We start from the raw sequence: 23,680 nt of genomic DNA on the forward strand, positions 1-23,680 counted from the left end.
TGCTGCGTGGCCGTCGTGGCGGCCGATGCAAAAGAGATAGTACGCAAGACATTACCATGCACTGTCTGCACGATGAATTTTTGGTAATGTTGGCGCTGCCGGTTATTCGCCTTTCAGCGCCCGCTCCAGCTCCGCCTTCTCCGTCTCGGTCAGCGGGCTTCCGGCCGGCTGACCGGCGCGGCGGCGCACGAAGAGCGCCATCGCCGCAGCCCCCGCCAGAAACAGCACGAGCGGCGCGCCCCACAGAAGCAGCGTCTCGCCGCGCAGACGCGGATTGAGCAGCACGAATTCACCGTAGCGCGAAACGACGTAATCGATCACCGCCGCGTCGCTGTCGCCGCTCTTTAGCCGGTCGCGCACGAGAATCCGCAGGTCGCGGGCCAGCTCGGCGTTGGAGTCGTCGATCGACTGGTTCTGGCAGACCATGCAGCGCAATTCCGCCGAAAGCGCCCGGGCGCGGGCCTCCAGCGCCGGATCGTCGAGGACCTCGTCCGGATTGACCGCCAGCGCCGGCAGCGCCGCCAGCACGAAGGCCGCGGCGACGAGCAGACGGCGCATCATTCCGCCGCCTCCACCGCCGGCTTCATCCTGCGCGCCTTTTGCGGCGCGCCCACCCGCAGGCGACGGTCGCAGAGCGAAACGGTGCCGCCCGCCATCATGATCAGCGCGCCGAACCAGATGCAGAGGATCATCGGTTTCCACCAGACCCGCACGACGATGCCGCCGCCGGTCATCTCGTCACCGAGCGACACATAGAGCTGGCTCAGGCCGAAGGTCCGGATGCCCGCCTCCGTCGTCGGCATGCGGCGCGCGGTGTACATGCGCTTCGAAGACCAGATCTCGGTGACTGCCACGCCGCCGCGCGCCACGGTGAAATGAGCGGAATCCTCGCTGTAATTCGGTCCCTGTCCGCTGCGCATGCCATCGTAGGTCAGGACGAAGCCGCCGGCTTCCACCTGCATACCCGGCTTCATCTCCACCACATGCTCGGTCTCGAAGGCCGTGACGGCCACGATGCCGACAAGCATGACTCCCACCCCCAGATGGGCGAGCGCCGTGCCGAAAGCGGATCCCGGCAGCCCCTTGAAGCGCCGCCAGGCGACGGACGGCGCGACCTTGCCGATGCCGGCGCGCAGCCACAGGTCGGTCAGCGCGCCGACGATGAGATAGACGCCCGTGGCGATGCCGAAATAGGCCATGATCGGGCCGCCGCGCTCGATATAGAGCGCGATGGCGGCGACGGTAAGACCGATGCCCGCCGCCGCGAAAAGCCGCTGGCCGGCGGCGAGAAGATCGCCGCGTTTCCAGGCCAGCAGCGGCCCGAAGGGCACGGCGAGGAGAAGCGGGATCATCAGCAGGCCGAACGTCAGGTTGAAGAACGGCGGGCCGACCGAGATCTTCTCGCCGGTCACCGCCTCCAGCATCAGCGGATAGAGCGTGCCGGTCAGCACGGTCGCCGCCGCCGTCGTCAGGATGAGGTTGTTGAGGACGAGCGCGCCCTCCCGCGAGATGGGCTGGAAAAGACCGCCCGCCTTCAGCGTCGTGGCGCGGAAGGCGAAGAGCGACAGCGCGCCGCCGATGAAGAACACGAGGATGCCGAGGATGAAGATGCCGCGCGTCGGATCGGTCGCGAAGGCATGCACCGAGGTCAGCACGCCGGAGCGCACGAGGAAGGTGCCGAGCAGCGACATCGAGAAGGTCAGGATCGCCAGCAGCACGGTCCAGATCTTCAGCGCCTCGCGCTTTTCCATGACGATTGCGGAATGAAGCAGCGCCGTGCCGGCAAGCCAGGGGATGAAGGAGGCGTTCTCCACCGGGTCCCAGAACCACCATCCGCCCCAGCCGAGTTCGTAATAGGCCCAGTAGGAGCCCATGGCGATACCGGCCGTCAGGAAGCTCCAGGCGGCGAGCGCCCAAGGACGCACCCAGCGCGCCCAGGCGGCGTCGATGCGTCCGTCGATGAGCGCGGCGATGGCGAAGGAGAAACAGAGGGAAAAGCCGACATAGCCGAGATAGAGAAGCGGCGGGTGGATCGCCAGCCCGATGTCTTGCAACACCGGGTTGAGGTCGCGCCCTTCCGCGGGTGCGGGGGAAAGCCGCAGGAACGGATTGGAGGTGAGCAAGATGAAGAGCCCGAAAGCCGTGGAGATCAGCCCCTGCACCGCCAGCACGTTGGCGCGCAGCCGCTCGGGAAGGTTGGAGCCGAAGACGGCGACCAGCGCGCTGAAGATGGCGAGGATCAGGAGCCAGAGCATCATCGAGCCCTCATGGTTCCCCCAGACCCCGGAGATCTTGTAGATCATCGGCTTCAGCGAATGGGAATTTTCCCAGACGTTCACGACCGAGAAATCGGAAACAACATAGGCGAACGTCAGGACGCAGAAGGAAAAGAGCACGAGCAGGAAGCCGGCGAGCGCCGCCGCCGGCGCCACGGCCATCAGCGCGCGGTCGTTGCGCAGCGTGCCGGCCAGCGGCAGAAGACACTGGATGATCGTCGTGGCAAGCGCCAGGACCAGCGCGTAATGGCCGAGCTCGATGATCATTTTATGGTTTCCTTGCCGCTCAGTTGCACGCCCTGCGCCTCGAGGCGGTCGGCGACGTCCTTGGGCATATAGGTCTCGTCGTGCTTGGCGAGAACGGTGTCCGCCACGAAGAGCCCGTCACCGCCGAGCGCCCCTTCCGCGACCACGCCCTGCCCTTCCCGGAACAGGTCCGGCAGGATACCCGTATAGGTCACGGGCACCGTGGCGAGCGTATCCGTCACCGTGAAGGTGATGGTGGATCCCTCGCCGCGCCGCACCGAGCCGGCCTCCACGAGGCCGCCGAGCCTGATGCGCGTGCCGGGCGCGACATTCTCGGTCTGGAGATCGCCCGGAACATAGAAATAGGCGATGGACTGACTGAAGGCGAACATCACCAGCAGCACGGCCGCCAGCAGGAAGGCGACGCCGCCGCCGATGACCACGAGGCGTTTCTGTTTACGTGTCATTGTCCGACATCCTCAACCGGAATCGACAGATCGCGAGCGAGCGCCAGGAGCGTCCGGCCGTTCTGGCTTTCCGCGGGGAAACGCTTCAGCGCCGTTCTTAGCGCGGCTTGCGCCTGCGGCCTTTGATCCAGCACAACATAGGAACGGATGAGACGCTGCCAGCCTTCCAGATCGGCGGGATCGTCCGCAAGCTTCGCCGCAAGGCTTTCCACCATGCCGGCGATCATCTGTCCGCGGTCCTCCGTCGACATGTCCTGCGCCGCCGCGATGTCGGCGGCGGTCGGATTGCCGGCGGCCGTATCCGCGGTTTCGCCGGAAAGGCCGGCGATGTGCCGGTTGACGAGCGACAGCCAGGGCGCGTCGGCGGGCGAGCCCTTCGCCAGCGCTTCGTAGGCGGCGCGCGCCGCGTCGCGGTCGCCTTCCTGCTCCAGCGCCAGCGCCAGATAGTAGCGGGCGCGCGGATTGTCCGGCGCAAGCGACACGGATTGCTCGAACAGCTTGCGCGCCTCGTCGGTGACGATGCCGTCCGCCAGCATGATCAGCGCCTCGGCGCGGCCGTCCAGCCGCTCGGGACTGGCGCCAAGCAGGCGCGCGGCCTGCGCATAGGCGTTTACCGCATCCTCCAGCCGGCCGTTGCGGACATAGATCGGCGCAAGCACTTCCCATCCCGCACCGTCGCCCGGGTTGCGGGCAAGGTGATTTTCCGCCTTGGCGATGAGGATGCTGACGTCGTTGCCGGGATCGGCGAGGCGCTGGGCGAGCGGTTGCGACGGCAGATCGGGCCGGCCGGTCGCAAGGTAGAGACAGAGCCCGAGGGCCGGCAAAAGCAGGATGACCACCGCCTGCGCCAGCCGGTTGCGGCGTCCTGCGGGGTCGATCGTGCCTGTATCGGCGTTCCTGGTGGCGGCGATCAGCCGGCGCGCCACCTCGGCGCGGGCGATTTCCGCCTCGCCGGAGCCGATGAGGCCCGCCGCCTCGTCGCGCTTCAGTTCCTCGAGCTGGTCGCGATAGACGGCGACGTCATGGCTTCCCCCGGCCGCGACCGTTTCGGTCCGGCGGAGGAGCGGCAGGATAAGGGCGACGGCGACGGCTGCCGTCAGGATGGCGACGAGAATCCAGAAAAGCATAGTGCTGGATTACTGGAACACCGGAGCGTTTCCAATTCCAAAAGCAGCGATGACGCGAATTTGAGGCGTTTCGCCGCAATGCCGCCCCTTCCGGAGGCTTCTCAGGAAAGCGGCGTCCAGCTTCCGTCCGGATTGCGGCAGGCCGCCCCCCGGTTGACCGTGTCGCGCCCGTCGACCGTCACCGTATGACTGTACTGGCGGCAATTCTGCGAGCCTACCTGATAGGGTGCGGCCGCCACCACCGATCCGGTGACGCCTGATCCCTGCCAGGTCACCGGCTGGCCGCCGCGCGCGCCTTCCAATGCGCGATATTCCGCCTCGAGCGCCCGCTGGCTATCGGCCCGCGACAGGTTCGCACCGGCGATCCGCCCCACAAGCCCGCCTTGAAGGGCCGTGATGTAATCTGCGGAACTTTTCGATGCGCCGGGAATGATCGAGCCGCCGATCACGGGGCCGCCCTTCGTCGAGGCGCATCCGGATGCGATTGCCGCCGCGACAACGAAGGGAAGAAAAGCAACGCGCAAACCCGTTTTCATACGCTGGAACCGTCCTCTCCATACCGGCCGATATTCGCCATTCAACCTGCCGCCGCCCTTTGTGACAGACCGACCATTTCTTTTTGCACTGTCCGCCGCATCAGGCAACATCCTTTGTCGCCGGCAGCACGAGGCGCGCCAGCAGCCCCCCCGATGAACCCCGCGACAAGGCGAAGGTTCCCTTGTATTCCGACGCGATCTCGCTGACGATCGAAAGCCCGAGGCCCGTACCCGGCTTGCTTTCGTCAAGCCGCCTGCCGCGCTTCAGCGCCTCGCGAATCTGGTCGGGTTCGAGCCCCGCGCCGTCGTCCTCGACCTCGATGACCGCCCAGTTCCTGCGTCCCTCGTCGCTGCCGCGCACATCGGGCGGTGCAAGAACGACGCGCACGGTCACCGTCATGCGCGCATGGCGCGCGGCGTTTTCCAGCAGGTTGCCGACGGTTTCCTCCACGTCCTGCTGTTCCATCGCCAGAACCAGCCCCGGCGGGTCGATGGACAGGGGAAACCGCTTGTCGGCATTGAGCCGCCGCATCACCCGCACCAGCCGTTCGAACGTCGGAAGGGCTTCCGTGCGCGCCAGCACGGAATCGCGCTGGGCGGCGATGCGCGCCCGGTTCAGGTAGGATTGCACCTGGCTCTGCATGGCCTCGGCCTGCGTGCGCACGAGTTCGTCCTGCGGCGCGGCGATGGCGCGCGATTCGTTGAGCAGCACGGCGATCGGCGTCTTCAACGAATGGGCGAGGTTGCCCACCTGCATGCGGGCGCGCTCGACGATGCGGCGATTGCTGTCGATCAGCGCGTTGACTTCGCTCGCCAGCGGCTGGATCTCGCGCGGGAATTCGCCGTCGAGGCGCTCGCTTTCGCCGGCGCGGATCTTCTCCAGCGCCTTGCGGGCATGGTCGAGCGGCCTGAGGCCGATCAGGATCGCCACGACGTTGAGCAGCAGGCTGCCGAGGCCGAAGCCGGCCAGCGCCAGATAGAGGTTGCCCGTGAAATCGTCGATATCCGCTTCCAGCACGTCGCGGTTGCCGACCACGCGGAAGCGCGCGGTGCGCCCGTCGTCATCCAGGACGACTTCCGTCTCCACGACCTCCACCTCGTTGGTGAAGGAATCGCGCGTCGTATAGAAGCGCTCGTAGCGCGTGTCGAAGGGGATGCCGTCGGTGTCGGGAATGGGAATGCTGCCGCTGCCGAGCGAGGCGGAGGTCAGCGGCTCGCTGGAAAAGGTCTCGCCGATCGGTTCGACGATCCAGTACCAGCCGGACTGGGGCTGGAAGAAACGCAGGTCCCCGAGCTGCGGCGTACCGGCAAGCCGCACCTCTTCGTCGGCGGAGACGGAATTGATGACGTTGTAGAGCTGGGCGCGCAGGAGATCGCGGAAGCTCTTTTCCGCGCTCTGGCGGTAGAGCGTCGAGATCACCACCGCGATGACGAGCAGCGCCAGCGCCGACCAGAGGGTCGCAAGGAAGAGGACGCGAAAGGTAAGCGAACGGGATCGCTTGGCGCTAGTTGCCATCGGCGGACGCTTGCATCCGGTAGCCGAGGCCGCGCACCGTCTCGATCAGGTCGACCCCGATTTTCTTGCGCAGGCGTCCGACGAACACCTCGATCGTATTGGAGTCGCGGTCGAAGTCCTGATCGTACATATGTTCGACCAGTTCCGTGCGCGAGACCACCTGTCCCATGTGATGCATGAGATAGGAAAGCAGCCGGTATTCATGCGAGGTGAGCTTCAGCGGCTCGCCGTTGACGGTCGCCCTGGAGCCGTTGGTGTCGAGGCGCACCGGACCGCAGACGATATCGGGGCTTGCATGGCCGGCGGCGCGGCGGATGAGCGCGCGGATACGCGCCAGCACTTCCTCGACGTGGAAGGGTTTGGCCACATAGTCGTCGGCGCCCGCGTCGATGCCGGCCACCTTGTCGCTCCAGCGGTCGCGCGCCGTCAGGATCAGCACCGGCATGTTCTTGCCGTCGGCGCGCCATTTTTCCAGCACCGTCAGGCCGTCCATCTCCGGCAGGCCGATATCGAGGATGACCGCGTCGTAAGGTTCCGCGTCGCCGAGATAATGTCCCTCTTCGCCATCGAAGGCCTGATCCACCACATAGCCGGCTTCCTTCAGGGTTTCGCTCAGCTGCCGGTTCAGGTTGATGTCGTCCTCGACCACCAGGATCCGCATTCGTCTTCTTCCTCGCCTTCCATCCGTCCGCGCCGCCGAAGCGGCCTTGGAGCATTTCCAGCAAAAGTGTGAAACGGTTTTGCGTCCGGAAATGCGTCTAAAACAAAGAGAGTGAGCGGTTCCACCGAACCTCTTAAAACCGGAACCGCTCTAGATCGGCACGCGCACCGTCACCTTGCGGGGCCGGGCGTTGCCCTTGCCCGGCACCAGCACCGTCACGACGCAGGTGTCGCCGCGCGGCTGCGCCGAGAGAAGTTCGCCGCCGGTCTGGGCCACCACCTGGGCGGCCGCGGCGCTGCAATCGCCCGACACCGGCATCGCATGGGTGCCGGCCGCAACGTCGAGCCCGCCGGGAGAGATCAGGCTGGTCGCGAAAGCGGCTGTAATGAGAAGCGAAGCCATGAACGTACTTTCAGGTGTGGATCATCCTGACGCAAGTACTTAAACGATCCACGCTGAATGGCAAATGAATGCGGCCGCTATGGTTGCCGCCCGCGCCGGCGGGCGAGAAGATGGCCGACCAGCGCCACCAGACCGCCCGCCGCGCCGGCCAGAGCGACGAGAAGATCGGCCAGTTGCCCCTGTTCGGCGGCCGACATGTCGAGGCCGAAGGCATGGGCCGCCGAGGCGAAAATGGCGATCAGCGCGCCCCAGACGGTGCGCGAGCGATACCAGGCTTTGACGTCGTCCATCGGTCTTTCCTCTCTTGGGTCAAACGGGTCGAACGGCGCGATGCGCCTCATGGGCGGATCGTCGCCCGCAGGGGAAGACCGAGCGGAACCGCCCGGCCGAGCTGGCGCACGCGTAGCGAGATCGCCGTCTGCGGCGCGCCGAAATCCGCGATTTCCTCGCCGGCGGCATAAAGATGCTGCGGCGCGGTGGTCTCCACGGTGCGCCGCACGGTCTCGCCGGCAAGGATTTCCAGCCGGTAGGCCTCGAAAGGCTCGTCGAGCGGAATTTCGGAGGCGTGCCAGCTGTCGGCGTCGATCCGGCCGCGCCGCACCCAGGAAAACCGGATGCCGCCCGCTTCGCGCCGGCCGCGCAGATGCACGGGCGCAAGCGGCGTCATGGCCCGCAGGCCGCCGGAAAAATCGTATGGCCCGGCCCGCCCGGTCCCCGGCAGGCCGACCGGCTCGGCGATCCATCTGGCCGCAAGTCCCGCCTCCTCGGCCGCAAGTCCGAGCGGCAGGACCGCTTCGTCCAGCATGACGACGGCCGCCCCCGTTTCGTGCCCGGCGAGCATCGCGTCCTCCGTTCCGGCAAGCGCCCGCAGAAGCCCGGAAAGCCGCCAGCGGCGCGGCGCGATTTCGCTTGCCTGCCGGAACGCAAGGACTTCCCAGCCGCCGTCGGTCGCCGCGACGGCGATCCGGTTGGCGTCCGCCAGGACGGCCAGCAGGTCGACGGAGGACAGCCCGCCGAACGGCAGGTCCACGAGCACGACCGCCGAACGGTCGAACAGGCCGACGCTGCCCGGCGGCAGCGGCGCGGCGAGCGTGCCGATGCGCGCCGGCCGTTCCAGCCGGACCCTGGGACGAAACCCCTCGTTCACCGGCGAACTCGAAATCAGCATCCCCCGCCAGGGATCGGCATAGGCGGCGACACAGGCGAAATCGCGCTCGCCGCCGGCCTTGTGCATCGGCAGGTCGAGGAACAGCAGCTCCGGCATGAAGGCGTCGGAGGGTACCGCCCCGCCGACGCGCATCCGGGTTTTGTCGCGCACCAGTGGCGCAGGACTGCCGCCGGTGGCGATTTCCCGCGCCTCGACTTCGCGCACCAGCCCGTCGGCGATGCCGGTGATCAGGAACCGGCCGTCCGGTCCGTCGGCAAGCCGGATCACATCGCCCGGCGTATGACCGATCGCCGTCGGCGGCAGGCGGAAGGAAATCCGGCGCTGGCCGGCGCGCTGATCGCGCAACGCAGCTTCCGCCGCCTCCGCAGCGGCGCCCTCGTGCAGAACCGCCGGCAGCGCAAGACGCAGCGCCCGGTCGCTTGTCGACGCCGCCCGGCGCGAGCGCGCCGTCACCCGTGCATAGGCCCCCGCCTCTCCGAAATGGTCGAGGATCGCCTCGCCGGCGAAGTCGCTGTCGTGCCCCCGGCTTTCCTCGAAGGCCAGCTCGTCGGGACGTTCGGCAAGCACGGAAATCTCCACCGCCGGCCGCGCGGAACGCAGCCGCGACCGGAAGACGAGCCTGCCGCCCTCTTCCGTCGCATCGATCTGGAAGGCGTGCATCAGCGGTTCCAGCAACGTCCGGGCGGATGTCTGTTCCGCCTGCACGAAGCCCTGGAGGTCACCCGCCACCCCCGAAACGTCGAACTCCGAAAATCCATGATCGGCAAGGATGGCGGCGATCACGTCGGCCGCCGTGCCAGCACCCAGCCGCCCGTTCAGCCAGTGGCCGCGCTGCCAGTTGTCGCCGTCCGCCCAGAGCGCCGTCTGCTCGGGAAAGGCCGGATAAGGTCGCGCGTCCCAGGTCCACAGGAAGATGTGACCGGGATCGACCATGCCCGTTTCCGCGCCGCCTTGCGGCCACCAGCCGAGATGCGCGTCGAGGAAGCGGCGCTGCGCCGCATCGCTGCGCGCGCCGCCGGAATGGTGGGGCAGCCCGTCCTCGGAGCTTTTCGGGTCGGAGAAGACGTTCGGCTGGTTGGTCCCCTTGTCGATCGCCGGACAGCCGAGTTCGATGAACCAGACCGGCTTCGAGCGCGGCGTCCAGACGGTGGGCGACGGCTTCTCGCTACCGCCGGGACCGCGCTCATGGTGCCGGTTCGTCCACCAGCCGGCGACGTCCTTGTAGCGGAAGACCCATGGTTTTCCGGCGGCCCCGTCGGTGATCGGCGTGCGCAGCCGCGTCCGCCGGTCGGCGGCGCTGGCGTAATACCAGTCGAATCCTTCGCCGCCGGCGATCATCGCGCGCATCGCCGCCATGTCTTCCGCATGGCGGAAGCCGTCCGGATTGCCGGACGACAGGTCGGCGTCCTGCCAGTCGGAAAGCGGCATGTAATTGTCGATGCCGATGGCGTCGATATGCGGTGAGGCCCAGAGCGGATCGAGGTTGAAATGCACCGATCCGTCCTCCGGCTGATAGCCGAAATATTCGCTCCAGTCCGCGCCGTAGGTGAGTTTCGTCGCCGGACCGACGACGGCGCGCACGTCGGCGGCAAGCGCCCGCAGGGCATCGACGAAAGGAAACCCGCCGCTGCCGTCGCGAAGCCGGGTCAGCCCGCGCATCTCCGAGCCCATGACGAAGCCGTCGACGCCGCCTGCCGCCTGCGCCAGCAGCGCGTAATGCAGGATATGCCTGCGAAAGCCGGTATCGGCCGCCGGCCCCGTCACCTGCGTACCCGCCACGCTGAAATCCTCGGCCCGGGCCTCGCCCATGAAAGCCTCCGCCTGGCTGCGCGCCGCCGCCGTCCTGTCTGCCGACTGGGGATGGCAGGTGATGCGTCCGCGCCAGGGATAGGCCGCCTGCCGCGCGCCGCCGTAAGGATCGGGCAGCGTGTTGTTCGCCGGAACATCCATCAGCAGGAAGGGATAGAGGTACACCTCCAGCCCCCGCGCCTTGAGGTCGGCGATGGCCGCGACGACGCTGGCGTCGGAGGGCGTGCCGCCATAGGCAGGGCCGCCGCCGGCGCGGCTGACGCGATAGGCGGCGGCGCGCGAGACGCCGCAGACGCGCCACGGCAGGCTTTCGGCGAGGCGCAGCGGCTCCTCCACGCCCGGCACGATGCGGCACTGTCCTGCCCTGAGGTCCGACCCGAACCAGGCGACGACGAGGCCGACCCTTTCCAGATTGGGACAAAGCGCCTGCAATTCGTCGATGGAGGCGTGCCAGTCGGTGGCCGCCGTCAGCGTGTTGCGGTTGATGTTGCGGCCCTTGCCGGCCGAAAGCTTCTCCGTCACCAGCCGTGGATCGTAGCCATGCTCGCTCGATCCGGGAATGATCGTCACCGCCCTGATCTTCTTCTCCAGCGAGCCGACCGGCTTCAGCACCTCGAACTGGATCACAGGGATACGGTTGCCGAAACTGTCGAGCGGCAGCCGTTCGAAGACGGCATAGGCGAGGCCGCGATAGGCGGGCGTGTTGCCGCTTCCCTGTTTCGCCTCGATCAGCGGATCGGGGGCCTGGGCCGCCGTTCCGCGATGCAGCCGCATCTCGATACCGGTGAGATCGAGTTCCCGGCCGTCGACCCAGACCCGCCGGACGCCGGCGATCGGCCCCTCGCAGATGCCGACCGCCAGATTGGCGAAATAGCGGTAGGTCTCGATGCGCGGCCCGCTCGCCTTGCCGCCGGAGCGTTCGACGATCATCTGCTCCTCGAAGCGCGTCGCCCAGATCAGGGTGCCGCCGACGCGGGCCGTGCCGTAGACGCGGCTGATCGCCGTTCCCTCCTCCGCGCCGGGAATGCGCGCGTCGTTGAGCCTTGCGCCGGATATCGTCGCCGCGCCACCGATGAGTGAACGGTCGATGGCCGATCCGGCGAGCGCGCCGGCCGCACGGCCGATCACCGCGCCGATCGGCCCGAAGATGCCGCCGAGTGCCGCGCCTGCGGCCTGGAGAAGAAGCGTGGCCATGGATCAGCAGGACTCCGGGAAGCGGAAGACGCCGGCGATGCGCCGTTTCCAGAGAAGGACCAGCGGCGATTCCACGACCGCCGCCTGTTCATAGGCATGGATGAACCGGTCGCCGGGCGTGGCGATACCGGCATGTTTGGCCGCGCAATCGGCCCGGAAACGGAAGATCATGAGGTCGCCCGGCGCAAGGTCGGCAAGCGGCAGCGGCGGCCCGCAGTGCCGTTCCGCCGCCAGAAGCAGCCGCTCCTCGCCCGACCGTTCCGCCCAGTCGGGCGCATAGGCGGCCGGCCTTTCGGGTTCGCAGCCGTAAAGCTCGCGCCAGACGCCGCGCACCAGTCCGAGACAATCGCAGCCGACCCCCTTCAGCGCGCCCTGATGGCGATAGGGCGTGCCGATGAAGCCGCGCGCTATGGCGACGACGCGCGCGCCGTGATCCTCACGCATGGAGCGGCCTCCCGTCGTGCACCGTGTCGCCATCGGCGTAGCCATAGGCGAAGTCGCTGCCGGGCATATGCGGAAACCCCTGGAAATTGAGGATATTGCCGAATTTCTCCTTGCAGGTGGAGAGACGCTTGTCGCAGCCCGCCGTGATCGAAAAGGCGTCTCCCGTCTTCACGCCGGCGGGCAGCGGCAGCCATGCCGTCAATTCGCTCGCCCCGCCCGGCCGGCGATGGTCCTCGATATCCGCCGAAAGCCCCTCGGCCGCCCCGCTGGTGAACGTGAGAACGCCGTAGCGGAAGAACCGTTCGGCAAAGCCCGAAAGCCCGCTCACGCGCAGGCGCGCCCCCGCCATCACGGCGTTGACCGTCCCCGTCGCCTGATAGGCAGGCGCGGAAAGTGCAACGCCGCAACGCCGGTCGCCGAGCACGGCGTCGCAACGATGGCCGTAGACGCGGCCGCGCACCGCATCGAGCCGATGGGTGAGCCGGCGCAATTCCGCGCGGAAGGCCCCGCCCTCGCGGCGCACCTCGCCCAGTTCGGCCGTCCGCAGCAGCAGCCGCTCAGCCGGAGCCTGCCAGTTGACGAGGTAGATATCCACCCTCGCCCCGTCGTAGCGGCCCGCCGACAGGTCTTCGGTACGGATCGCCGCATCGGAGAAACCGCCGATGATCTCGCCGCCCTCCGCCGACAGGCCGTTGCCGTCCTCCGTCTCGCTGGCCGCAAAGCCGCTCGCCGCCGCATAGGCCGTCCCGCCGAAGGAAAGATCGCGGTCGTGGTCGGTGAAGCCCTGCACCGCGCCGTCGCGCCGGGTGACGCGCCAGGCATGGCAAAGCGTCGTGACGTCGCCGGCCAGATGGGCGGCGAGATTGGCCGGGATGGTCCTCATGGCCGGATCTCCACCAGCGGGATCGATGGAATGCGTCCCGCTTCGAATTGCGCCAGATCGATGTCGATGCGATCGGTATCGAAGCGCACCGGCACGTCGAATTCGTAACCGGCGGTGATGGCGCCCGAGGCCGGCAGTCTTCCCGCCTCGAAGGTCACGAGGCCGGTGGCGTGATCGACCGTGAAATCGTTTGCCGGCACCGGCGTCCCGGCCACGGCGACGATCACCGTCCCGGCGACCGGCTTCTCGATGGTCCGCACGGTCTGGCCGCCGGCATCCGCATAGCGTTTGACGAGCTGGAAACCGGCCCGGCTGCCGTTGCCCGTGCCGATGCGATGATCCGTCGCCTTCGGTGTCGCGCCCGGCGGGCACGATTTATGGTCCACGGGATCGTGGAAGCGGAACCCGTGGAACTGTCCAGCGCGCGCCTCGAAGAAGGCGAGCACCGCATAGAGATCGTCGAGCGAGCGCACGCCCGATCCGGCGTCATAGCGCCGCCGCGCATCCTGCCAGCGCCGGTTGCGGTTCTCCCGGCCGTTGGAAAGGCTGACGATATCCGTCCGCCGCACCGGCCCGCCGCTCGTGCCGAGCGCCACCCGCAGGGGAAAGCGCACCTCGTGAAATCCCGTCATCGATGCGTCTCCATCGTCTTGTCTTTTCATGCGTCCCACGTCCGTCCCCGGCAGCGCGCCGGAAACGCTCACAGGCTGCGCTGTCCGCGTCCCACCGCCCGCGTCAGCATGGCGGCGATCTGGCCCTCGGACTTGCGGAAGCTTGCGGCATCCTGCGCCGTGACGTTGAAGACGATGCTGGTCGCCCGCCCGCCCTCCGCCGCCACCCCGAGGGATCCGTCCGGGCCACGCCGCAGCGGCAGGATCGCCTCGGCCCCGGCCTCGCCCATCAGCCCGAGGCCGCCGTCGCTGCCGAAATAGGTGGGGGCGGCCACCACACCGCCCTTGGCGAAGGGCGTCGCGCCGCCGAGAAGACCGGACACGCCGGAGGCGATCAGCCCTTCCAGCGGTTTCAGCCCGACGGAAAGCGCGATGTCGCTCATCCGCCGCGCCAGTCCGGTCAGCACGCTTTCGAGGCCGCGGCCATCGACCGTGGCTCCCCGGAGCGCGCCGGTCAGCGCGCTCCCGAAGGAGCGTGACCGCGCTTCGAGATCGTCGAAGACATCCTTCAGGTGCTCGGCCTGCGACAGCGTATCGACAAGCCGCGTTTCATCGGTTCCGGCCATGGTTCACTCCTTCTCGTCGGGAAAGGCGCGCATCAATACGGCAAGCTGCGTCCGGCCGGGCGCAACGGGCGCGGGGCGCGTGAGGCCGAGCACGACGGCCAGTTCACGCGGCGTCATCGCCCAGAAATCCTTCGGGGAAAGCCGCATCCGGCACAGGCCGGCATGAAGCGCCGCCTCCCAGGGGAAGGCGGCAGCGCCGCTTGCGCCGGATGCGGCCGTCAAGGGTTTTCGCCCGGCGCCCCTCCCCGGTCCCTTTCGCCGAAGGTCGCCGCCAGCAGGCTCGCGACGATCCCGGCGAAACCCGCGAGCCCCTCGGCGACGGCCATTTCCCCCACCTCCTCGTCGGAGAAGATATTGCCGCCGCCGCGAAGCCCCGCGCCGACGATGCGGATCAGGTCCAGGGCCTTCAGCCGGCCGGAGGAGAAGCGCTCGGCAAGCCCGGCCAGACTGTCGACGGCGAAAGCCGTCTCCAGTTCGGCGAGCGCGCCCAGCGTGAGGCAGAGCACCCGGCGCTCGCCGTCGATGATCGCCTCGATCTCGCCGCGATGGCGGTTGGCCCGCGCGCCCGTCATCACAACGCCCCGAAGGTGAGCGCGCCGGCCGATTCCAGTGCGATTTCGAACAGCACCTCGCCGTCATGCGCGCCGGAATAATCGAGCGCGGCGATCTGGAACGGCCCGGCGATCGTGCCGAAGTCCGGCACCACGATCTGCCAGCGGGCGATCGTTCCGGCGAAGAACAGCGAGCGCACCAGCGCATCGGACGCCTGGTCCTTGAAGATGCCGCCGCCGCTGACCGAGGCGCGCTGCACGCCCGCGCCCTCCAGAAGCTCGCGCCAGCGGCCGGCCGATTCCGCATCCGTCGCATCGACGATCTGCGCGTTGAACGACAGCCGCTTCGAGCGCAGGCCCGCCACGGTCGAAAATGTCGCGCCGTTCTCGATCTTCAGGAGCAGGTCCCGCCCCTTCTGTGCCACCATGGCCAAATCCTTTCGGTCGGTTCGTGTTTCAGGAGGCGAGCGGCTCCGTCACCGCGTGAAAATGCATGTCCGCACGGTGAAACCGGCTGCGGGCATCGCGGCGGATCCGCGTTTCACGATGCAGCAGGAAAACGAGATGGTGGCCGGCGAGCGGCAGCGTCGCGTCGTGCAGCGCCGCGCGGGCCGCCGCAGCGATCGCCTGCGCCTGCCGTTGTCCCGCCGCGCCGGACCAGATTTCCAGCGTCACCCGATGGTCCTCGCCCTCTTCCGTCGCGGTGGAATGGTCGCGGCTGTCGATGGCGGCGAGAACGAGAAGCGGCTCCACCGGTCCGTTCGGCCGGCTATCGACGATCCCCTTCGCCCCCAGCAGCGCCGCAAGCGTCGCATCGGCGGACAACCGCAGGAAGATCGCCTTCTGCAAGGCGGATGCGGCGCTCATGGCTTTTCCTCCTCGCAGTCGCAGACGCGATAGCGGCCGCTTTCATCCGGGTCGAAAACCGTATGGATCGAGAACAGCCGCCCGCCCTTGCGAAAGCGCATGGCGGCGCGAAGATCGTCGCGCGCCCGCAGGTGGATGCGATGCGTCACCGTCATTCGCTGCGATCCGGCCGTCTCGCGGGCAAGGGCCGTCACCGGCTCGATGCGCGCCCAGACAGCGGCGAGCGGTTCGAACGTCCGCATGACGCCGCCCTGTCCGTCCGGCGTCTCGACCGGCCGTTCCAGCACCAGCCGCGCGGCAAACGCCCCGGGGTCGTGAACCCGCCGCCGCCTCATAGCCTGCGCATCCGGTAGGGCGCGATCAGCCGGTCGTAGCCCTGCGGCACCGCGCCCGGCTGGTGCTCCACGGCGACGACGCCGCGCAGTTCGTACATCGCCGCCACATGCAGCAGCAGCGCCCGCTTCAGCGTATCCGGCACGTCGGCGCCGCTCTCGCCGAAACCGGCGGTGAAGTCGATCTCGATCCCGTTGACCGCCCGTTCCGCCACGGGCGTCTGCGGCAGCACGAGCCGCGCCGGGCGCGCCGCGCCGTCGAGCACATAGCCGGCCGCATCGACTTCGAGCGGCATGCCAACGGCATCGTAAACGGTAACCGATTCAATGGTTTGAACCGGCCCTCTGGCAATCTGAATCACCCGCCCCTCCGGCCAGCCGTCGAGATAGAGACGGAAGGGGCGGACGATCAGGCAAAGCCCGGTCTCGCTTTCAAGATGGATGCGGGCGGCGGCAAGCAGCACCGTCAGCAAGAGGTCCTCGTCGCTCCCGTCGAGGCGCAAATGCGCCTTCGCCTCGGCAAGCGTGACCGGCTCGGCGGCCGGCGGCGTCAGTTCGGCAATGGTCATCGGGTCCTGTCCGTTTGCTGGAAAAGGAATGGCGGCCCCCGCCGCAGGCAACGGCCGACGGCGGGGGGATCGGTGCGTCCTCGCCTCAGTCCTCGGCGAATTTCACCAGCTTGATCGCCTCGAAGTTCTGCACGCCGCCGCCGACGCGCTTGGTGGTGTAGAAGAGCACATAGGGCTTTGCGGAATAGGGATCGCGCAGCACGCGGACGCCGGTGCGGTCGACGACGAGATAGCCGGCCCGGAAGTCGCCGAAGGCGATGGAGACGCTGTCGGCGGCGATGTCCGGCATGTCCTCGGCCTCGGCGACGACGAAGCCCATCAGCGATGCCGGCTGGCCGGGGCCGGCCGGCGGACGCCAGAGGTAGTTGCCGTCGGCGTCCTTGAACTTGCGGATCGCCCCTTGCGTCTTCCGGTTCATGACGAAGCTGGCGTTCTGCCGGTGTCCCGCCTTCAGCGCATAGACCGTGTCGATCAGCGTGTCGGAGGGATTGCTCGCCTTGAAGGCCCCGGCCGCGCCGGTGGCGATATAGCCGATGTTGCCCCAGCTCCAGCCCGCGTCGGCGACGGTCGTATAGGAGAGGAAGCCCCGGGGCCGGTTGACGCCGTCGCCGCCGACGAAGGCCGCCCCCTCCTGTTCGCCGAAGACGATGTCCACTTCCGAGGCGATCCAGCTCTCCACATCCACCGCCGCATCGTCGAGCAGCGCGGGGGTGGCGGCCGGCATGGCGTAGAGTTCCATGGTCGGGAAGGAGAGTTCGGCAAGCTGCGGCGTATTGGTCTGCGGGCGCACGGCGGTCTCCGCCACCCATCCGCAAGCCATGCCGGAGGTGGCGAAGGGCTTCTTCAGCACCGAGCCGGAGACCTGCCGCACGGTGGACAGCGCCCGGATCGGCGAGACGGCGGAAAGCCGCCGGCCGATTTCGGTATCGGTTTCCGGCGGCACGAGATAGCCGCCGTCGGCCGCCGAGCCGACCGACATCGCCTTTTCCTCCAGCGTCCTCAGCGCGCTTTCGTCGCCCCGGCGCAGATAGGCCGAGAAGGCCGCCTTGTGTTCGGCCGTCTCGGGGGTTTCCGCGCCGCCGCCGAGCGCCGGGCGCGCCTTCTTCAGCGCAAGCTGGTCCATGGCCCGCTTCTGCTCGTCGAGCGCGCTGTTGATGCGGTCGAGCTTGTCGCGCGTCACCACGTCGGCGGTCAGCTTGTGCTCGATTTCGCCGAGCCGGCGATCGTTGGTCTCCCGGAAGGCCTCGAAGGCCTCCATGAAGTCGTCGAAGACGGCCGTCATCGTATCCGGCGTGGCCTTGGTTTCCGGTGCGCTCTTTTCGCTCTGCGTCATGTCGATCCTCTTGGTTGGCTGGGTTGGGGTGGAGGCGGGGAGGCCCGCCCTATCGCTTCAGGAGACGGACGGCCCGGCGCATGGCGCGCAGGAGTTCCGTCTCCCCGTCACGGAACCAGCGGGCGTTCTTGACGTTCGAAACGCGCGCCGATGGCAGCATCGGGAAGGTGACGATGGAAATCTCCCAGAGATCGGCCTCCAGGATGCGGCGCACGCCGCTTGCCCGGTCGGTCTTCGAGCGCCGGGTCTGGAAGCCGATGGACAGCCCGTCGAGCGCGCCGGATTTCATCAGGCTCAGCACCTCGCGGGCCCGTTCGACGTCGGGAGAAAGAACGCCCTCCACATAGAGCCCGCGCCGGTCCTCGCGGATGGTGCGCCAGCGGCCGAGCGGCTCGGACGGATCGTGCTGGTAGAGCATGCGCACGCCGGCCGCGCCGCGCTTGTCCAGCGAGCGGGCGAAGGCGCCCGGCGCGATCGCGTCCTTGCCGAGGTCCACCTCGCCGAAGACGCTGGCGTAACCGCTGAAGACGCCGCTGCCGGAGACCCCGGCCAGCGTCAGATCGGCATATTTCTTCGTCCGCCGGACCGGCAGGTCGTCGGTTGTCATGAAGCTCTCCGCATGTTTGAGAAGAAAGGTCCCCGGGCTCCGGCGCGGTGCCGGTTATCGCCGCATCCGCTCGGCGAAGCGCGCCAGCACGCCAAGGCCCCACCAGGCCGAAAGGCTTGCCGCCGCCGAGCCGGCCAACAGGATTTCCGACGGGCCGAGGTGGCCGGAAATGCCGAGCCGGAGCGCGATCCACAGCCCCATCGGTCCGCCGAAGACGATGCCGCAGGTGACGCCCGTCAGGAAACGGCAGGCGGCCTCGCGGCGGCTTTTCGGCAGGAGATAGATGATCGAGACGGCCGCGCCGGCGAGTGCGCCGGCAAGGCGCGCCGTCCACAGCCCGCCGTCGTTTCCAAGATCAGCCATTCGTTAAGCCTTTCCGGTTAGGATGAAATCCGAGGCCATCGCGGCACACGGGTCGCAAAGACCGATTTCCCGAATCTTTCGAATCCCTTGCGCGGCGCTCTTTCCGCCTCGATTCAACACCTTCACAAGATGATTCCACGCGATCGCGGGGCGATTCACGAAATCGCGCCAACCATTTGATTTCCTTTGAAATGACCGGGATTCAGTATCCGACCGCCTGCCGTTTTTCCTCGGCGGTGAGGAAGTCCGCCGCCCCGACGCGTGCCCAGATTTCGGAACGCTCGGCCGATAGGCCGCTGATCTGGTCGAGATCGGGCACCAGCCGGATCGCCGTTTCCGGCCGTTCCGAAAGCCAGGCGGTGAAGGCGGCGGCGGTGCGGAAGATCAGCGGCAGAACGGTGAGCCGCCAGAAGGCGCGGTTGGCCTCCTGATAGTTGGCGTAGGTGGCGTCGCCCGGAATGCCGATCAGCATCGGCGGCACGCCGAAGGCGAGCGCGATATCGCGGGCCGCGCCATTTTTCGCCTCGACGAAATCCATCTCGCGCGGGCTGAGGCCCATGGCCTTCCAGTCGAGCCCCCCTTCGAGCAGCATCGGCCGGCCGGCCCGGGCGGGACCGGAATAGCCTTCCTCCAGTTCCACCTTCAGCCGGTCGTACTGGTCGGCGGAAAGATTGCCGCCCTCCTTCGGCTGATAGACCAGCGCGCCGGAGGGACGCGCCGAATTGTCGAGCAGAGCCTTGTTCCAGACGGCGGCCGCATTGGAAAGATCGAGCGCCATCGAGGCGGCTTCGAGCGGCGCGAAGCCCAGCCGGTCGTCGAGCGGGTGGAACAGCCGCAGGTGCAGGATCGCCTGCCCCTCGCCCGCCGGGTGCCGGCGCAGATGATTGCCCGCCCGGTATTCATAGGCCTCCGGCCAGCCGTCGCGGCCTTCGACGATGCGCATCCGGTCGGGCCGCAGCAGATGCAGTTCGCGCAGGTCCGCACCGATCTTCACGCCCTCCACGAAGGCGTTGCCGGACAGCAGCAGATGCCCGTAGAGCGTCTCGAAGAAATCGGTGCCCGCCATGCGGCCGTTCGGCCGGGCGAGAAGCGACAGCAGCGGGTCGTCCGGCCGCTCCTCTTCGCCGGCATAGGCGAGCCAGGGCACGGAGGCCGCCGCCTCGGCGATCATCCGCACCGCCCTGTGCGCCACCGGGTTCTTCATGAACCCCTCGCGGGCAAGCGCGGCGTAGCTGCGGCTTGTCCAGCGCGCGCGCCCCTCCGCCGTCAGGGCGAAGAAGCCGGACGCCTTGGTTTCCGCCGCCGCGGGGCGACGCTGGGGGAAGAAAGGTAGCTTCATGATATCCTCGATTTGCCAGTTGCCGGATGGCCGAGGCGGCCATCGGAGCCTGTGAGACCGGGGCCCGGCGCAGGCGTCATTGCCCGCAGCGCGCCGGTTGCGCCGTATCGCCGATCGCCGCGTGGTAGGCCCGGGCGTAGCCGGCGACGAGAGCGGCGCGTTCGGTGCCGTTGACGATGCGGCGGGCGTTGATCCAGTCTTCCCGTCCGGGAGAGAAATAGTCGGCGAGCCGCCGGCCGGTGAAAGCGCCGCCGGTCATGCCGGTGAACATCACCGTGACGGCAACGGAAAGCTCCATGGCGCGGGCGGGATCGGCCACCAGGTCGATACCGGTCTCCTGCGTCATGCGTTGATAATTGGCCTTGTGCGTCAGTTGCACGAGGCCCCGCCCCAGCCAGCTCCGGCCGTCGCGGTCCTTGCGCCAATAGGGTGCGCGGACGAAGGCGAGCCGGCCATCGCGAAACGCCTTGTCGAGAATGGCGATGGCCCGCTCGTCGCTTGCGGCGAAGGTCTCGCGCACCGCCTGCATGGTGCGGCCGGTCTCATGATGGGCGGTGCCCAGCATATAGGCGAGCCACCGGCGGTCACCCGTCGGCATCTCGGCCTCCCACCGGTCGAGGATCGCCGTAAGACCGTCCACCTGCGCCTGCCGCAGACGGCCGTCGAACAGGCGCTCACGCACCCGATCGAAGAAGACCTTGCGATCGATCGCCATGCTTTTCTCCCGTCGGCTCGATGTTTTTCAGATTTCCCGCACGCGCGGCTCGCCGCGCCGGTCGAGAACCAGCGCCGTCAGCGCCCAGACGAGCGCGTCGAGCCGGTCGGGCGAACGGCCGGAGGAAAGCCCGTCCGGACCGAAGTCGCACATCTGGTCCTCCAGTTCGGGAAAGGCGGCGGCATGGGCCACCCGCCCCTGTTCGTAAAGGGCGGCCACCGGCTCAGCGCGCAGGAATTTTCCGCGCGTCGCCCGGACGGTCGAAACAGGCAGGTCCGTGTCGATGCTCCTCAGCATCGCCGCCACCATGTCGCCGCCCTGGTTGACCTCGGCCACCACCCGGTCCGCGTCGAAGCGGCGGAAGGCGCGCACCACCGCCGTCGCCCAGCCGGCGGGGCTTGCGCCGCTCACCGAGCAGTCGGCGAGCACCACCGCCCGTCCGGCGCCGTCGAGACCCGCCACGACGATGCCGCAGACGGACGCGGCCGAGGCGGTCGCCGGCGGGTCCACGGCCACGACGATGCGTGCAAGCGGCCCGGTCTGGCGCAGTCGCAGCGTGTCCAGCCGCCCCCGGCTCCACAGCGCGTCCTGCCGGTCGGCGATCAGTTCGCCGTCCAGCTCCTGCCGGCCGAGCCGCGTGCCGCCGTAACGCTCGGCCATCGCCGTGAGAAACCCCGGCGAGAGATTGCCGGCGTTGTCCCCTGTCCGAATGCGGCGCACCGCCGTCTTCGGATCTTCCGCAAGCGCCCGCACCAGAGCCGTCGGCCGGGGCGTCGTCGTCACCAGCACGCGCGGCCGCTCGCCCAGCCGCAGGCCGAATTGCAGCATGTCCCAGGTTTCCTGCGCATGCTTCCACTTGCCGAGTTCGTCGCACCAGCCCAAATGGAACTGCGGGCCGCGCAGGCTTTCCGGATCCTCGGAGGAAAAGATCTGCCCGATGGAGCCGTTCGGCCAGACGAGCCGCCGGCGCGAAGCCTCGAAGACCGGCCGCCCCGGCCCGGCGATGCGGCAGATGCCGGAAACGCCGTCGATCATCACCTCCCGGGCGTCGCCCAGGGTCTCCGCCACCAGCGCGATCCGCAAGTCCCGCGTCGCCGAGGCGATCGCATGCACCCATTCCGCACCGGCCCGCGTCTTGCCGGAACCGCGCCCGCCCATCAGCAGCCAGACCCGCCAGTCGCCCGGCGGCGGCTGCTGTGCGTCGCGTGCAACCAGACACCAGCTCCGCAAGGCCCGGCGGGAAAGGGAAAGCGTCGGCGACGCCGCCGCCGGTCGCAGCGGTGAGGAACGGGAAACCGGCGGCGCTATCCGCCGGCCTTCCACCGGCCCGTCACCGTCCCCGCAGGCCGGCGGGCTTTCGGCCGCAGCCGTCCGCCGTGCCAGTCCCGCCTCCATCTGCTCCGCGGCGAGACGCAACGCCTCGGTCGCCCGCTGTCCTTCGTTCATCCGCAAGCCCGCCGCCGCCGTCCTCATCGCCATCGCGGCCTTGCGGGCCGCCCTGCGGTTCCGTCTCCGGGCCTTACGGTCCGTCGCCGTCCCCGCCCCCGCCCCCGGCCCCGGCGTCAGGGCCTCGATCATCGCCCTCAGGCCGTCCATCGGCGTGTTCGCCTTGCCTGATCCAGGCCTTGATCCGGGCATCGAGGCGCTCCTTCACCCGTTCCTCCACCAGCCGTTCGAATTCCGCCTTCAGCGCCACGGCGTCCTCCGATCCGGCCTGCGCTTCCTCCGCCTCCAGGCGTTCGGCGATCAGGATGCGCTGGAGACTGTCGATCTTTTCCAGCGTGCGCACGATCAGCGACACGGCCTCGATGGCCGCCTTGGCGTCGGTCTGGGCGAGCTTGCGGGCGGTGTCGTCGGCGGTCGCCGCGGCATCCGCCTCGGCATGGGCCTTCTGGCTCTGGAAGCGCTGGAAGCGTTCGCGCAATTCCTTGGTCATCTCGATCAGCATCGCCTGCATGTCGAGGAAGGGGTCGGCCGGCGTCGCCTTGATGTCGAGCACCTGCACGGGCTCCCCCTCGAAGGGATCGTCCACTGCCCGGACCAGCCCGTCATAGCGCCTGCCATCGGCCGTCACGCCGAACAGCCGCCAGTCGATTTCGAGATCTTCATCCATCGCCGCACCCTGAAAAGCACAAGGCGCCCGATCCGTCAGGAACGAGCGCCTTTGCAACAATCCGTGAAATTCCAAAGCCGGAGGCGGCCGATGCCGCCATCCGTCCGGTCATCGGGAACGAAGCGGACCCGCCGCCCGCACCTTTCCGACTATGCCATGATCCTATCAAAGCACCGTGACGCCGTCAAGGACTATTTTCCTATTATTGGCATTTTTTCCTATTTAATGCTGACACGTCGTTCGTGGCAGCGCCGCCGCGGCTTCGCATCAGGTGTCTTTCCCCACCTCCAGCGGCCAGGTCACGAGGTAATCCTCAAAATCGTCGATATCGATGCCGTCCTCGCTGATGGTGCGCCCGCGCGCCGAGATCCCGGCCTGATGCACGGTCTCCGGATCGCCCGAGACCAGCGGATGCCACCAGTAGAGATCGTGGCCGTCGCGGATCAGGCGGTAGCCGCAGGTCGGCGGCAGCCAGGAGATCGACTGCACGCTCTCCAGCGTCAGCCGGATACAGTCGGGCACCGTCGCCTGCCGGTTCTCATAATCCTTGCAGCGACAGCTGTCGCCGTCGAGCAGCGTGCAGCGGATCGAGGTCCAGGCGATTTCGCCGGTTTCCCAATCCTCCAGCTTGTTGAGACAGCACAGGCCGCAGCCGTCGCAGAGGCTTTCCCATTCCGCTTCGGTCATTTCGGCCAGCGTCTTGGTCTTCCAGAAGGGCGCGGCGGTGGTTTCGGCATTCCGGATCGTCATGCCCGACCCCTGGACCCCAATCGGCGAAAGGTCAAGTCGAAAGCGCCTTCAGGCCTTCTCATCGGGTTGTTCTATCCTTTGCAAAAGCCTGCTACGCTCGGGCGACGACCGTTCCTCACGGGACGTTAACCGGAAACGGGCAGGTTCGCGCCGTTTCTTGTCATGGCAGGCGCGA

General features: G+C 68.1%; 28 protein-coding genes. All 28 read right to left on the bottom strand.

The features are described 5' to 3' along the window. Window positions 1-102 precede the first annotated feature (102 nt). The 28 genes from KYK29_RS18995 to KYK29_RS19130 all read right to left on the bottom strand — a co-directional run bounded on the left by KYK29_RS18995 (window position 103) and on the right by KYK29_RS19130 (window position 23,505). Window positions 103-561, bottom strand: coding sequence for a cytochrome c-type biogenesis protein (locus KYK29_RS18995; protein ID WP_254692470.1), 459 nt, complete (start codon window positions 559-561; stop codon window positions 103-105). After that, window positions 558-2,543, bottom strand: a complete 1,986-nt coding sequence (locus KYK29_RS19000) for a heme lyase CcmF/NrfE family subunit (RefSeq protein ID WP_254692471.1) — start codon at window positions 2,541-2,543, stop codon at window positions 558-560. Before KYK29_RS19000 ends, KYK29_RS18995 begins: the two co-directional genes overlap by 4 nt. Continuing rightward, window positions 2,540-2,989: a cytochrome c maturation protein CcmE gene (gene ccmE, locus KYK29_RS19005; protein WP_254692472.1), complete on the bottom strand. Its 450-nt coding sequence runs from the start codon at window positions 2,987-2,989 to the stop codon at window positions 2,540-2,542. The genes KYK29_RS19000 and ccmE overlap by 4 nt, the downstream gene beginning before the upstream one ends. Further along, window positions 2,986-4,116 (bottom strand): c-type cytochrome biogenesis protein CcmI, encoded by a 1,131-nt coding sequence (ccmI, locus tag KYK29_RS19010; protein ID WP_254692473.1) that lies wholly within the window; start codon window positions 4,114-4,116, stop codon window positions 2,986-2,988. The genes ccmE and ccmI overlap by 4 nt, the downstream gene beginning before the upstream one ends. Before the next feature lie 101 nt (window positions 4,117-4,217). Beyond that, window positions 4,218-4,652 (bottom strand): RT0821/Lpp0805 family surface protein, encoded by a 435-nt coding sequence (locus KYK29_RS19015; protein WP_254692474.1) that lies wholly within the window; start codon window positions 4,650-4,652, stop codon window positions 4,218-4,220. Window positions 4,653-4,752: 100 nt separating this feature from the next. Beyond that, window positions 4,753-6,168 (bottom strand): sensor histidine kinase, encoded by a 1,416-nt coding sequence (locus KYK29_RS19020; RefSeq protein WP_254692475.1) that lies wholly within the window; start codon window positions 6,166-6,168, stop codon window positions 4,753-4,755. After that, window positions 6,158-6,829: a response regulator transcription factor gene (locus KYK29_RS19025; protein WP_254692476.1), complete on the bottom strand. Its 672-nt coding sequence runs from the start codon at window positions 6,827-6,829 to the stop codon at window positions 6,158-6,160. The genes KYK29_RS19020 and KYK29_RS19025 overlap by 11 nt, the downstream gene beginning before the upstream one ends. 150 nt (window positions 6,830-6,979) lie before the next feature. Then, window positions 6,980-7,231 carry a hypothetical protein gene (locus KYK29_RS19030; RefSeq protein ID WP_254692477.1) on the bottom strand — a complete coding sequence of 84 codons (252 nt, stop codon included), beginning with the start codon at window positions 7,229-7,231 and terminating at the stop codon, window positions 6,980-6,982. 77 nt (window positions 7,232-7,308) lie between these two features. Further along, on the bottom strand, window positions 7,309-7,521 hold the full coding sequence (locus tag KYK29_RS19035) for a hypothetical protein (protein ID WP_254692478.1): 213 nt from the start codon (window positions 7,519-7,521) through the stop codon (window positions 7,309-7,311). A gap of 47 nt (window positions 7,522-7,568) precedes the next feature. Next, window positions 7,569-11,402, bottom strand: a complete 3,834-nt coding sequence (locus tag KYK29_RS19040) for a baseplate multidomain protein megatron (protein ID WP_254692479.1) — start codon at window positions 11,400-11,402, stop codon at window positions 7,569-7,571. Window positions 11,403-11,405: 3 nt separating this feature from the next. Next, window positions 11,406-11,846: an NlpC/P60 family protein gene (locus KYK29_RS19045; protein ID WP_254692480.1), complete on the bottom strand. Its 441-nt coding sequence runs from the start codon at window positions 11,844-11,846 to the stop codon at window positions 11,406-11,408. Then, window positions 11,839-12,729, bottom strand: coding sequence for a phage/gene transfer agent baseplate hub protein (locus KYK29_RS19050; protein ID WP_254692481.1), 891 nt, complete (start codon window positions 12,727-12,729; stop codon window positions 11,839-11,841). The genes KYK29_RS19045 and KYK29_RS19050 overlap by 8 nt, the downstream gene beginning before the upstream one ends. Then, a complete protein-coding gene (locus KYK29_RS19055; RefSeq protein WP_254692482.1) occupies window positions 12,726-13,361 on the bottom strand; it encodes a DUF2460 domain-containing protein in 636 nt (211 codons plus the stop codon). The genes KYK29_RS19050 and KYK29_RS19055 overlap by 4 nt, the downstream gene beginning before the upstream one ends. Window positions 13,362-13,429: 68 nt before the next feature. Beyond that, window positions 13,430-13,966: a phage tail tape measure protein gene (locus tag KYK29_RS19060; protein WP_254692483.1), complete on the bottom strand. Its 537-nt coding sequence runs from the start codon at window positions 13,964-13,966 to the stop codon at window positions 13,430-13,432. Window positions 13,967-13,969: 3 nt separating this feature from the next. Then, on the bottom strand, window positions 13,970-14,188 hold the full coding sequence (locus tag KYK29_RS19065; protein ID WP_254692484.1) for a rcc01693 family protein: 219 nt from the start codon (window positions 14,186-14,188) through the stop codon (window positions 13,970-13,972). Continuing rightward, window positions 14,185-14,538, bottom strand: coding sequence for a gene transfer agent family protein (locus KYK29_RS19070; protein ID WP_254692485.1), 354 nt, complete (start codon window positions 14,536-14,538; stop codon window positions 14,185-14,187). Before KYK29_RS19070 ends, KYK29_RS19065 begins: the two co-directional genes overlap by 4 nt. Then, window positions 14,538-14,945 carry a phage major tail protein, TP901-1 family gene (locus KYK29_RS19075; protein ID WP_254692486.1) on the bottom strand — a complete coding sequence of 136 codons (408 nt, stop codon included), beginning with the start codon at window positions 14,943-14,945 and terminating at the stop codon, window positions 14,538-14,540. Before KYK29_RS19075 ends, KYK29_RS19070 begins: the two co-directional genes overlap by 1 nt. A gap of 28 nt (window positions 14,946-14,973) precedes the next feature. After that, complete coding sequence (locus tag KYK29_RS19080; RefSeq protein ID WP_254692487.1) at window positions 14,974-15,384, bottom strand: DUF3168 domain-containing protein; 411 nt, start codon at window positions 15,382-15,384, stop codon at window positions 14,974-14,976. Further along, complete coding sequence (locus tag KYK29_RS19085; RefSeq protein ID WP_254692488.1) at window positions 15,381-15,719, bottom strand: phage head closure protein; 339 nt, start codon at window positions 15,717-15,719, stop codon at window positions 15,381-15,383. Before KYK29_RS19085 ends, KYK29_RS19080 begins: the two co-directional genes overlap by 4 nt. Continuing rightward, window positions 15,716-16,285: a head-tail connector protein gene (locus KYK29_RS19090; RefSeq protein ID WP_254692489.1), complete on the bottom strand. Its 570-nt coding sequence runs from the start codon at window positions 16,283-16,285 to the stop codon at window positions 15,716-15,718. Before KYK29_RS19090 ends, KYK29_RS19085 begins: the two co-directional genes overlap by 4 nt. A gap of 85 nt (window positions 16,286-16,370) precedes the next feature. Then, window positions 16,371-17,618 (bottom strand): phage major capsid protein, encoded by a 1,248-nt coding sequence (locus KYK29_RS19095; RefSeq protein WP_254692490.1) that lies wholly within the window; start codon window positions 17,616-17,618, stop codon window positions 16,371-16,373. Window positions 17,619-17,667: 49 nt separating this feature from the next. Beyond that, window positions 17,668-18,225 carry an HK97 family phage prohead protease gene (locus tag KYK29_RS19100; protein ID WP_254692491.1) on the bottom strand — a complete coding sequence of 186 codons (558 nt, stop codon included), beginning with the start codon at window positions 18,223-18,225 and terminating at the stop codon, window positions 17,668-17,670. A 54-nt stretch (window positions 18,226-18,279) separates the two neighbouring features. Continuing rightward, window positions 18,280-18,588: a DUF6107 family protein gene (locus KYK29_RS19105; RefSeq protein ID WP_254692492.1), complete on the bottom strand. Its 309-nt coding sequence runs from the start codon at window positions 18,586-18,588 to the stop codon at window positions 18,280-18,282. 202 nt (window positions 18,589-18,790) lie between these two features. Then, a complete protein-coding gene (locus KYK29_RS19110) occupies window positions 18,791-19,927 on the bottom strand; it encodes a phage portal protein (RefSeq protein ID WP_254692493.1) in 1,137 nt (378 codons plus the stop codon). A 76-nt stretch (window positions 19,928-20,003) separates the two neighbouring features. Further along, complete coding sequence (locus KYK29_RS19115) at window positions 20,004-20,642, bottom strand: hypothetical protein (protein WP_254692494.1); 639 nt, start codon at window positions 20,640-20,642, stop codon at window positions 20,004-20,006. 27 nt (window positions 20,643-20,669) lie between these two features. Then, entirely contained in the window at window positions 20,670-22,238 is a 1,569-nt protein-coding gene (locus tag KYK29_RS19120) for a DNA-packaging protein (RefSeq protein WP_254692495.1), read from the bottom strand. Next, the gene (locus KYK29_RS19125; RefSeq protein ID WP_254692496.1) at window positions 22,162-22,755 is read right to left on the bottom strand and encodes a hypothetical protein; all 594 of its coding nucleotides are present in this window, start codon (window positions 22,753-22,755) and stop codon (window positions 22,162-22,164) included. The genes KYK29_RS19120 and KYK29_RS19125 overlap by 77 nt, the downstream gene beginning before the upstream one ends. A gap of 267 nt (window positions 22,756-23,022) precedes the next feature. Continuing rightward, entirely contained in the window at window positions 23,023-23,505 is a 483-nt protein-coding gene (locus tag KYK29_RS19130) for a YcgN family cysteine cluster protein (protein ID WP_254692497.1), read from the bottom strand. Window positions 23,506-23,680: the final 175 nt, after the last annotated feature.

The sequence above is a fragment of the Shinella daejeonensis genome, assembly GCF_024281235.1.
GTDB classification, from domain to species: domain Bacteria; phylum Pseudomonadota; class Alphaproteobacteria; order Rhizobiales; family Rhizobiaceae; genus Shinella; species Shinella daejeonensis.

Excerpts from the sequence above, each read along its gene's own strand:
- KYK29_RS18995 (WP_254692470.1), bottom strand. The coding sequence starts at position 561 with ATGATGCGCCGTCTGCTCGTCGCCGCGGCCTTCGTGCTGGCGGCGCTG.
- KYK29_RS19000 (WP_254692471.1), bottom strand. The coding sequence starts at position 2,543 with ATGATCATCGAGCTCGGCCATTACGCGCTGGTCCTGGCGCTTGCCACG.
- ccmE (WP_254692472.1), bottom strand. The coding sequence starts at position 2,989 with ATGACACGTAAACAGAAACGCCTCGTGGTCATCGGCGGCGGCGTCGCC.
- ccmI (WP_254692473.1), bottom strand. The coding sequence starts at position 4,116 with ATGCTTTTCTGGATTCTCGTCGCCATCCTGACGGCAGCCGTCGCCGTC.
- KYK29_RS19015 (WP_254692474.1), bottom strand. The coding sequence starts at position 4,652 with ATGAAAACGGGTTTGCGCGTTGCTTTTCTTCCCTTCGTTGTCGCGGCG.
- KYK29_RS19020 (WP_254692475.1), bottom strand. The coding sequence starts at position 6,168 with ATGGCAACTAGCGCCAAGCGATCCCGTTCGCTTACCTTTCGCGTCCTC.
- KYK29_RS19025 (WP_254692476.1), bottom strand. The coding sequence starts at position 6,829 with ATGCGGATCCTGGTGGTCGAGGACGACATCAACCTGAACCGGCAGCTG.
- KYK29_RS19030 (WP_254692477.1), bottom strand. The coding sequence starts at position 7,231 with ATGGCTTCGCTTCTCATTACAGCCGCTTTCGCGACCAGCCTGATCTCT.
- KYK29_RS19035 (WP_254692478.1), bottom strand. The coding sequence starts at position 7,521 with ATGGACGACGTCAAAGCCTGGTATCGCTCGCGCACCGTCTGGGGCGCG.
- KYK29_RS19040 (WP_254692479.1), bottom strand. The coding sequence starts at position 11,402 with ATGGCCACGCTTCTTCTCCAGGCCGCAGGCGCGGCACTCGGCGGCATC.
- KYK29_RS19045 (WP_254692480.1), bottom strand. The coding sequence starts at position 11,846 with ATGCGTGAGGATCACGGCGCGCGCGTCGTCGCCATAGCGCGCGGCTTC.
- KYK29_RS19050 (WP_254692481.1), bottom strand. The coding sequence starts at position 12,729 with ATGAGGACCATCCCGGCCAATCTCGCCGCCCATCTGGCCGGCGACGTC.
- KYK29_RS19055 (WP_254692482.1), bottom strand. The coding sequence starts at position 13,361 with ATGACGGGATTTCACGAGGTGCGCTTTCCCCTGCGGGTGGCGCTCGGC.
- KYK29_RS19060 (WP_254692483.1), bottom strand. The coding sequence starts at position 13,966 with ATGGCCGGAACCGATGAAACGCGGCTTGTCGATACGCTGTCGCAGGCC.
- KYK29_RS19070 (WP_254692485.1), bottom strand. The coding sequence starts at position 14,538 with ATGACGGGCGCGCGGGCCAACCGCCATCGCGGCGAGATCGAGGCGATC.
- KYK29_RS19075 (WP_254692486.1), bottom strand. The coding sequence starts at position 14,945 with ATGGTGGCACAGAAGGGGCGGGACCTGCTCCTGAAGATCGAGAACGGC.
- KYK29_RS19080 (WP_254692487.1), bottom strand. The coding sequence starts at position 15,384 with ATGAGCGCCGCATCCGCCTTGCAGAAGGCGATCTTCCTGCGGTTGTCC.
- KYK29_RS19085 (WP_254692488.1), bottom strand. The coding sequence starts at position 15,719 with ATGAGGCGGCGGCGGGTTCACGACCCCGGGGCGTTTGCCGCGCGGCTG.
- KYK29_RS19090 (WP_254692489.1), bottom strand. The coding sequence starts at position 16,285 with ATGACCATTGCCGAACTGACGCCGCCGGCCGCCGAGCCGGTCACGCTT.
- KYK29_RS19095 (WP_254692490.1), bottom strand. The coding sequence starts at position 17,618 with ATGACGCAGAGCGAAAAGAGCGCACCGGAAACCAAGGCCACGCCGGAT.
- KYK29_RS19100 (WP_254692491.1), bottom strand. The coding sequence starts at position 18,225 with ATGACAACCGACGACCTGCCGGTCCGGCGGACGAAGAAATATGCCGAT.
- KYK29_RS19105 (WP_254692492.1), bottom strand. The coding sequence starts at position 18,588 with ATGGCTGATCTTGGAAACGACGGCGGGCTGTGGACGGCGCGCCTTGCC.
- KYK29_RS19110 (WP_254692493.1), bottom strand. The coding sequence starts at position 19,927 with ATGAAGCTACCTTTCTTCCCCCAGCGTCGCCCCGCGGCGGCGGAAACC.
- KYK29_RS19115 (WP_254692494.1), bottom strand. The coding sequence starts at position 20,642 with ATGGCGATCGATCGCAAGGTCTTCTTCGATCGGGTGCGTGAGCGCCTG.
- KYK29_RS19120 (WP_254692495.1), bottom strand. The coding sequence starts at position 22,238 with ATGGACGGCCTGAGGGCGATGATCGAGGCCCTGACGCCGGGGCCGGGG.
- KYK29_RS19125 (WP_254692496.1), bottom strand. The coding sequence starts at position 22,755 with ATGGATGAAGATCTCGAAATCGACTGGCGGCTGTTCGGCGTGACGGCC.
- KYK29_RS19130 (WP_254692497.1), bottom strand. The coding sequence starts at position 23,505 with ATGACGATCCGGAATGCCGAAACCACCGCCGCGCCCTTCTGGAAGACC.